The following is an 8,302-nucleotide window of genomic DNA, read 5'->3' on the forward strand; positions in this document are numbered from 1 at the left end:
TGACATTCATCCCTCTGTATTGCTACAATATTGTGTATAACATATGCGATGAAGCAGAGTAGTAAACCTCTCTAGCGAGTGAGGATGGTGTAAGCTCACATTTGGTTGAAGGCGCTGTAGAGCATTGGCAGGAACGCAGGTATCTGTTAGTAAAGGCCAACATAGAAAAAAGAGGGCGCAAGCCAAATAGGGTGGAACCGCGGGTATACTCGTCCCTGTAACGTTTTTCGTTACAGGGACTTTTTTGTTTGTAACGAAATGGTTGATTTTATGTCGGTTGTGTAAAGTGGAGGCAGCAATGACATTTCAAGAGATAATTTTAAATCTACAAAAATTCTGGAGCGATCAAGGTTGTATCGTTCAAAATCCATATGATATCGAAAAGGGTGCAGGTACAATGAATCCTGCTACATTCTTACATGCTATTGGTCCTGAACCATGGTCTGTATGTTATGTAGAGCCTTCTCGTCGTCCAGCAGACGGTCGTTATGGTGATAACCCTAACCGTTTGTTCCAACATCATCAATTCCAAGTTATCGTGAAACCATCTCCAGATAATATCCAAGAATTGTACTTACAATCTTTGGCTGCATTAGGCATTCACGCTGAAGATCACGACATTCGTTTCGTAGAGGATAACTGGGAATCTCCAACATTAGGCGCTTGGGGACTTGGTTGGGAAGTATGGCTCGACGGTATGGAAGTAACTCAGTTTACATATTTCCAACAAGTTGGTTCCATCGACTGTAAACCAGTATCTGTAGAAATTACATACGGTTTAGAACGTTTAGCTATGTACATTCAAGGCGTAGAAAACGTTTACGATCTTAAATGGAATGAAAACGTTACATACGGTGATGTATGGCATGCCAATGAAGTAGAACAATCCGTATATAACTTTGAATTAGCAGATACAGATATGCTTTTCAAATTGTTTGACATGTATGAAGCAGAAGCAGAACGCGTTTGCGAAGCGGGCTATGTATTACCAGCTTACGACTATGTATTGAAATGTTCCCACACATTCAACTTGCTTGATTCCCGTGGTGCTATTTCCATCAGTGAACGTACTGCTTTCATCGGCCGCGTACGTGCATTAGCTCGTATTTGTGCACAACAATACCTTGCTAAACGCGAAGAATTAGGTTTCCCACTTTTGAAAGGAGATAAATAAGATGGCAAAAGATTTATTATTTGAAATCGGTGCAGAAGAAATTCCTGCCGGCTTTATGCCAAATATCTTAGGTCAATTGAAACAATTGGCTGAAACAAAATTAAATGATGCCCATCTTCCTTTTGAAAGCATCGAAACATACGGTACACCACGTCGTTTGGCTCTTATCGTGAAAGGTCTTGCTGACGCATCTGCTGAAATCAGCGAACGTCATAAAGGCCCTTCTGTATCCATCGCCTACGATGCTGACGGTAATGCAACAAAAGCGGCTATCGGTTTTGCTCGTGGTAAAGGTCTTGATGTAGTTGATCTTGTTGTAGAAGATGGCTATATCTATGCTGAAACTAAAACTGCAGGCGTACCTGCAAAAGATATCGTAAGTGAAATGTTGCCTCAATTGATTACAGGTCTTAACTTCCCTAAATCCATGCATTGGGGCGATTTAGATGCTAAGTTTGTACGTCCAGTACGTTGGCTTGTAGCATTACTTGATGAAGAAGTAATTCCTGTAGAGTTTGCTACTGTAAAATCTGGTAATGTAACACGTGGTCATCGCTTCTTAGGTGCTGATGAAATCACTATTAAGAATGCAGCATCCTATGTAGACACATTAAAAGAAAACTTTGTTATGGTTGATCAAGATGCTCGTCGTGAGTTGATTTCCAAACAATTACATGATATAGCAGCTTCTAAAAATGCATCCATCGTTTGGGATGATGATTTGTTAGAAGAAATCAACTATCTTGTTGAATGGCCTACAGCATTGTGCGGTGGCTTTGAAGAGTCCTACTTGGCACTTCCTGATGCAGCTATCATTACACCAATGAAAGATCATCAACGCTACTTCCCATTAGTTGGTCAAGATGGCAAATTGTTGCCAATGTTCTTAACAGTGCGCAATGGTTCTGACCATTCCATCGAAGTAGTTCAAGCTGGTAATGAACGCGTATTGCGCGCTCGTCTAGATGATGCTAAATTCTTCTTTAACGAAGACCGCAAGAAACCTCTTATCGACCGTCAAGATGGTTTGACTAAAATCGTATTCCAAGAAGGCCTTGGTAACTTAGCAGATAAAACTGAACGCTTGCTTAAATTGGGCCGTATATTTGGTGAAGAATGTGGCTTGCACGAAGATGCAGCTGTTGTATTGGAACGCGCTACAGAGCTTGCTAAAACTGACCTTACTACAGGTATGGTTACAGAGTTCACTGAATTACAAGGTGTGATGGGTAAAGAATACGCTTTACTTGATGGTGAATCTCCTGAGGTAGCAGAAGCTATTTTCGAACAATATTTACCACGCTTTGCAGGCGATGTATTGCCTCAAACTGAAGCAGGTAAAGTATTGTCCATCATCGATAAAGTAGATAACATCGTTGCTACTTTCAGCCGTGGTTTAATCCCTACAGGATCTCAAGATCCATATGCATTGCGCCGCCAAACAATTGGTATCTTGAACATCTTGCTTGGTAGCGACTGGAATATCAGCTTGCGTCCAATCTTCAAAGCATCTATGGAGTTATTGAATGTAGCTGCTGATAAACAAGAGGAATTGCTTAACCAAGTTGAAGAGTTCTTCACACTTCGTTTGAAAAACATCTTCCTTGATCGTGAAGTTCCTCATCATGTAATCGACTTGTTGTTGTCCAACAATGAATTGTCCGTTGCTGATGCAGAAGGTCTTGTAAACGCATTGTTAGCAAATCGCATCGATGAAAATGTTGAGCTTGTTCAAGCCTATACTCGTATGTACAATCTTGTAAAAGATGTGGAATATACAGGTGTTAATAGCGACTTGTTGAAAGAAGATGCTGAAAAAGCATTGTTCGAAGCCGCTTCTAAAGCATCTGAAGCAAGTCTTGTAGCATGGGAGGCTGGCGACTATGCTGCTGTAGTAGCAGTTCCAGCAACTCTTGTGCCAACGATTAACCAGTTCTTTGAAGATGTAATGGTTATGGACAAAGATGAAGCTATTAAAGCTAACCGTTTGCAACTTGTTCGCTTGGCTTACAGTGTAATGGCTATTATCGGCGATATTAGCGCATTAAAATAATATATTAGTAAAAGAACGATTCGACTTTTACCATGACATATAAGAGAAGAGGTACCTTACGGTGCCTCTTTTTTTGCTTTTACGAAGAATATACAGATTATATGCAGGATTTTTGGATGCTGTGGCGAATACCTTATAATATACAAAGTTGTATGAGGAGAATACCGATCATGAATCATGATGAATTATATAAAGCCTTATGTAAGGTGCCAAGTGGCAAAGAAAAGTCTCGTGATAGAATTATTATTGAATTATATATGCGTTCTCAAGGAGCATCACAAAAGCAGTTAGTAGATGCTCTTAATATGCGTCCTGCTACGGTATCTGAGCAGACGGATATTCTCATTGAATTAGGATATGTAACAAAACATATCGACTTTATGGATAAACGCATTTCCGTGGTAGGCTTAACAGATGAGGGGAAACGGTTAGGCAAATCACTGTTGCATTCGTATGACCAATTTTTGAATGTCTTGTTCTCCGAATTATCTGAAGAGGAACAAGAGGAGTTATATCATTTATTAGGTAAGCTAAAACGGCCTATTTTACGAAAATAATTTTATTCTCAAAATTATATAGAAAATACTTGCTAAGAGTACGTGATTTATGTTAATATATTTCTGTTAATTTGAGACAGTCCGCTGCCTATAAGGTGTAGGTATTGAATGTCTGCAAACAGGAGGAAACAATGAACATTATTAACGTACTTGAACAAGAACAACTTCGTACAGACATCCCTACTTTCCGCGCTGGTGACACAGTTCGCGTACACGTAAAAGTAGTGGAAGGTACTCGTGAACGTATCCAAGTATTCGAAGGTTTGGTAATTAAACGTCAAAACGGTGGCGTACGTGAAACTTTCACAGTTCGTCGTATTGCATCCGGTGTAGGTGTAGAACGTACATTCCCACTTCACAGCCCACGCTTAGCTAAAATCGAAGTTATGCGCCGTGGTGTTGTTCGTCGTGCTAAATTGTACTACTTACGTAACCTTACTGGTAAAGCTGCTCGTATTCGCGAAAAACGCTAATGTTCATAAAAGGCTGCCGTTGGCAGCCTTTTATTTTTGCTAAAATTTAGATATGAAAGGAAATACTATGGCAGATTCACCTATCGTACATTGGTTCCCTGGGCATATGGCGAAAGCCACACGTATGATTACGGAGTATATCAAAAAGGTAGACGTAGTTATTGAGTTACTAGATGCGCGTATTCCTCGTTCTAGTGCAAATCCTGTAATCACTGAACTCGTTGGTCAGAAACCTCATATCGTGCTGTTAAATAAAGTAGATTTAGCAGATCCTAAAGCTACAAAGGAATGGACTGAGTTCTTTACGAAACAAGGCATCACAGTGCTGGCTATTGATTCTAAGTCTGGCAAGGGCAATAAGAAGTTAATATCTACTGTAGAGCGTTTGAGCAAGCCTATTATTGACCGTTGGGTCGCAAAAGGTATTCGCAGTCGTTCTGTACGTACTATCATCTTAGGGATTCCTAACGTTGGTAAATCCACGTTGATCAACTCCTTAGCTGGCTCTGCAGCAACGCGTACAGCTAACAAAGCTGGTCATACTCGTGGTCAACAATGGGTTAAAATCGGTAAAAACCTTGAATTGCTCGACACACCAGGTGTATTATGGCCTAAATTAGAGGACCAACGCGCCGCGGCTCGACTTGCTATGACGGGTGCTGTTTCTGATGATGTATACGACTTAGAGCATGTAATGAAACAGCTGTTAAATCATTTATTGACGAATACACCAAATATTTTGGTAGAACGTTATAAATTAAAAGAAGAAGAGATGACAGATGTGGATACTATTCTTGAAAGTATCGGTCGTCGTCGCGGCTGTCTCGTTAGCGGTGGCGTAGTAGATTTCGATAAAGCACGTCGCATTATCTTGCAAGACTACCGCAATACTAAACTTGGTACAATTACACTAGACCAAGTAGATGAAGAACCATACTATCCTGAAGATGGTGAGGAAAAACAAAATGGATAAGGATGTTTTTTCTAAGTTAAAGGTTGCAGATATTAAAGCTCTTTTGGAAACTGAACAAGCCTTAGAGATTTTGCCGTTAGCTCAAGAGGACGATCGTAGCTCCGTACAAAAACTGGCCGCTTCTTACATTAAGCGCCAAGAAAAAGAGCTAAAAGAACAGCAACGCCTCATGAGCATGTATGACTATGAAGGTATGTTCTACGATCAAGGTATGTATCACGTAGCTGGCGTCGATGAGGTAGGTCGTGGCCCTATTGCAGGACCTGTAACGGTAGCGGCCGTTATATTGCCGCCTATGACATTGATTCCAGGTTTGAATGACTCTAAAAAGCTAACCGAAGAAAAGCGTGAAGCCCTCTACGATATCATCATGAAAGAAGCCGTAGCGGTGAGCTGTATTTCCTACGGTCCAGAAAAGATTGATGAACTCAATATCTACGAAGCTACGCGTCAAGCTATGTATGAGGCGATTCGTACCCTCAGCGTACCAGCGGAAGCAGTAGTGGCGGATGCTATGAAATTACCTGATTTAACGATTCCTGTGGAGTCTATCGTAAAAGGTGATAGTAAGAGTGCTAATATTGCAGCTGCATCCATCATTGCTAAGGTTACGCGAGATCGTTATATGAAACAGCTCGATGAGGAATACCCTGGTTATGGCTTTGGTATCCACAAGGGATACTATACTGAGCTTCATAAAGAAGCGGTAGAACAACAAGGGGTAACACCACTTCATCGCAAGAGCTTTGAACCTATTAAATCTATCGTTCGTTGGGTTAAGCCAGAGTAATTCTTAATAAATTTATTTTATGATTCGACTATTAAATTAAGTTCTATATTTGTATTAACTGTATTAGTTATATTAGTTGTATCATTATAAATTGCATATAGTTCATAACCGTAAAGAGGTTCCTATTGGTCACCTATGTGACTATTAGGAACCTCTTTTGTATTTACTTTTACAGCATTCATAATCTACGCTACAAGTAAGTATTACCTGTTGAAAATTTAGAGATACTTTGAATATTACAATTCAGAAGGTTATTGTAGCTAATACACCTAAATAGGAGGTATATATGAAGACCATTAGTACAGGTAAAGCATTTAATGAACTAGACTCTAAAGAGCTTGGTAAATGGGGAGAACGCATTGCTACCCAGTATATTAAAAAGTTAGGTCTTACCGTAGTAGATACAAATTATCGAACTAGGTTAGGGGAAATCGATATCATTGCTAAACGTGATTTGGTGTATCACTTTATTGAAATCAAAGCTCGTCGTGGCATGCAACATGGATTGGCCCGTGAGGCGGTTACTAAAAAGAAACAAAAGCATATTAAACGGGCGGCCATGTTATTTTTATATGATCTACATCAAAAGAAACGACACTGGAAAGAAATATCCTTTGATGTTATAGAGGTGTATCTTCACGAGGACTTTCAAAGTTCTATCCATTATTTGCCGCAGTGCTTTTAGTGAGGTTTCTTATGTATGCAAAACTTTATGGAGCCACCTTACATGGCATAGATGGATGTATTATTACGGTTGAAGTCGATATATCCCAAGGTTTACCTGTATTTGATATCGTAGGACTGCCTAATCAGTCCGTAAAGGAAGCTCGTGAACGTGTGAGGGCGGCTATTAAAAATAGTGGCTATAACTTCCCTATGAGGCGTATCGTAGTCAATCTAGCACCTGCTACAATTCGTAAAAGTAGCGCAGGACTCGATTTAGCGATTGCTTTAGGGGTTCTCATTGCATCGGGGCAGATAAAGGGGCGTAAAGCTAATATTTCAGCTTTATTGAATAGATGTCTATTTATGGGTGAGCTAGCCTTAGATGGTTCACTGCTACCTACCTTTGGAACCTTGGCGATGTCATTGGCAGGGTTAGAAGCTAATTACTCCACTATATATACAGGCGTAGAAAATGGACATACTCTAAAAGCTATTCCAAATCTTACTATATATGGCGAGTCTTCATTACAAGATATTATTACCGTCTTAGAAGATCAAGTTAAATCTAAATCTATTTCAACTTCCAAAAAGGTAAAAATAGGGAAAAATCAAGATGAGATACTAACAGATACGATGGATGAGAAAAATTCTAATACTACATATGATGTAGATTTTGGCGATGTACAAGGTCAAGAGCTTGGTAAACGGGCCATGCTCATCAGCGCTGCAGGACATCATCATTGTATTATGATAGGTCCGCCTGGTGGTGGTAAAACGATGATGGCCGAACGATTACCGACCATATTGCCTCCTATGACTTGGAATGAAATGGTTGAGGTAAATCGCATACAAGATGTGATTGGTTTACTCGGTGATAAGGGACTCGTTAAAACTAGGCCTTTTAGGCATCCACATCATACGGCGACTTTGGCGAGTATGGTAGGCGGAGGAATACAAGGACGCCCTGGGGAAGTCACACTTGCTCACGGTGGTGTTTTATTTATGGATGAAGCACCTGAGTTTCAGCGCCAAGTTATTGATGCCCTAAGGCAGCCTTTAGAGTCTCGCACAATTACTATCAATAGATCTCAAGGTAATTATATGTATCCAGCCAATTTTATTTGTATATTGGCCGCAAATCCCTGTCCTTGTGGTTATTATCATGATCCTCATAAGGAATGCATATGCTCTGAAACGATGGTCAAAAACTATCAGCAACGGTTATCAGGGCCGATTATGGACCGTATTGATTTACATATTCCCGTTGAGAGACCGACCCTTGAACAGCTGTTAGATACATCATCTTCAAATATGACGAGTGAAAGTATGAGACAACAAGTCATCATGGCTACTGCTATGCAGCAAAAACGATTTGAAGGTTTTGATTTTAATTCGAATGGAGCAGTTCCTCATAAGGCAATTAGTAAACTATGCAATATTACAGATAAAGCTTGGCGCGTTTTAGGCAATATATTTGACCATTTTCATTTAAGTGGACGCGCTTTTGATCGCATAGTAAAGGTGGCTCGTACAATTGCTGATTTAGAAGAAAATCCAAAAGTAGAACCACATCATATTTCTGAAGCAATGTTATTTAGAACTGGCAAATAAAGTAA

8 protein-coding genes are annotated in these 8,302 nt (G+C 40.0%); all 8 read left to right on the forward strand.

All coding sequences use genetic code 11. The features are described 5' to 3' along the window. Positions 1–298 precede the first annotated feature (298 nt). The 8 genes from glyQ (at position 299) to Q0507_RS02130 (ending at position 8,297) form a co-directional block, all read left to right on the forward strand. Entirely contained in the window at positions 299–1,174 is an 876-nt protein-coding gene (gene glyQ, locus Q0507_RS02095; protein WP_298711661.1) for a glycine--tRNA ligase subunit alpha, read from the forward strand. A gap of 1 nt (position 1,175) precedes the next feature. Continuing rightward, positions 1,176–3,227, forward strand: coding sequence for a glycine--tRNA ligase subunit beta (gene glyS, locus Q0507_RS02100; RefSeq protein WP_298711664.1), 2,052 nt, complete (start codon positions 1,176–1,178; stop codon positions 3,225–3,227). A 170-nt stretch (positions 3,228–3,397) separates the two neighbouring features. Beyond that, the gene (locus tag Q0507_RS02105) at positions 3,398–3,784 is read left to right on the forward strand and encodes a MarR family winged helix-turn-helix transcriptional regulator (protein ID WP_298711666.1); all 387 of its coding nucleotides are present in this window, start codon (positions 3,398–3,400) and stop codon (positions 3,782–3,784) included. Between the two features lie 131 nt (positions 3,785–3,915). Beyond that, positions 3,916–4,257 (forward strand): 50S ribosomal protein L19, encoded by a 342-nt coding sequence (gene rplS, locus Q0507_RS02110; RefSeq protein WP_004695921.1) that lies wholly within the window; start codon positions 3,916–3,918, stop codon positions 4,255–4,257. A 67-nt stretch (positions 4,258–4,324) separates the two neighbouring features. Then, the gene (gene ylqF, locus Q0507_RS02115; protein ID WP_298711669.1) at positions 4,325–5,230 is read left to right on the forward strand and encodes a ribosome biogenesis GTPase YlqF; all 906 of its coding nucleotides are present in this window, start codon (positions 4,325–4,327) and stop codon (positions 5,228–5,230) included. Continuing rightward, a complete protein-coding gene (locus Q0507_RS02120; protein ID WP_298711672.1) occupies positions 5,223–6,020 on the forward strand; it encodes a ribonuclease HII in 798 nt (265 codons plus the stop codon). The genes ylqF and Q0507_RS02120 overlap by 8 nt, the downstream gene beginning before the upstream one ends. Before the next feature lie 286 nt (positions 6,021–6,306). Beyond that, the gene (locus tag Q0507_RS02125) at positions 6,307–6,705 is read left to right on the forward strand and encodes a YraN family protein (protein ID WP_298711675.1); all 399 of its coding nucleotides are present in this window, start codon (positions 6,307–6,309) and stop codon (positions 6,703–6,705) included. 11 nt (positions 6,706–6,716) lie between these two features. Next, positions 6,717–8,297, forward strand: coding sequence for a YifB family Mg chelatase-like AAA ATPase (locus tag Q0507_RS02130; protein ID WP_298711678.1), 1,581 nt, complete (start codon positions 6,717–6,719; stop codon positions 8,295–8,297). Positions 8,298–8,302 lie beyond the last annotated feature (5 nt).

Origin of the sequence: uncultured Veillonella sp., from assembly GCF_938010505.1 — a bacterium.
Lineage (GTDB): Bacteria > Bacillota > Negativicutes > Veillonellales > Veillonellaceae > Veillonella.

Excerpts from the sequence above, each read along its gene's own strand:
- glyQ (WP_298711661.1), top strand. The coding sequence starts at position 299 with ATGACATTTCAAGAGATAATTTTAAATCTACAAAAATTCTGGAGCGAT.
- glyS (WP_298711664.1), top strand. The coding sequence starts at position 1,176 with ATGGCAAAAGATTTATTATTTGAAATCGGTGCAGAAGAAATTCCTGCC.
- Q0507_RS02105 (WP_298711666.1), top strand. The coding sequence starts at position 3,398 with ATGAATCATGATGAATTATATAAAGCCTTATGTAAGGTGCCAAGTGGC.
- rplS (WP_004695921.1), top strand. The coding sequence starts at position 3,916 with ATGAACATTATTAACGTACTTGAACAAGAACAACTTCGTACAGACATC.
- ylqF (WP_298711669.1), top strand. The coding sequence starts at position 4,325 with ATGGCAGATTCACCTATCGTACATTGGTTCCCTGGGCATATGGCGAAA.
- Q0507_RS02120 (WP_298711672.1), top strand. The coding sequence starts at position 5,223 with ATGGATAAGGATGTTTTTTCTAAGTTAAAGGTTGCAGATATTAAAGCT.
- Q0507_RS02125 (WP_298711675.1), top strand. The coding sequence starts at position 6,307 with ATGAAGACCATTAGTACAGGTAAAGCATTTAATGAACTAGACTCTAAA.
- Q0507_RS02130 (WP_298711678.1), top strand. The coding sequence starts at position 6,717 with ATGTATGCAAAACTTTATGGAGCCACCTTACATGGCATAGATGGATGT.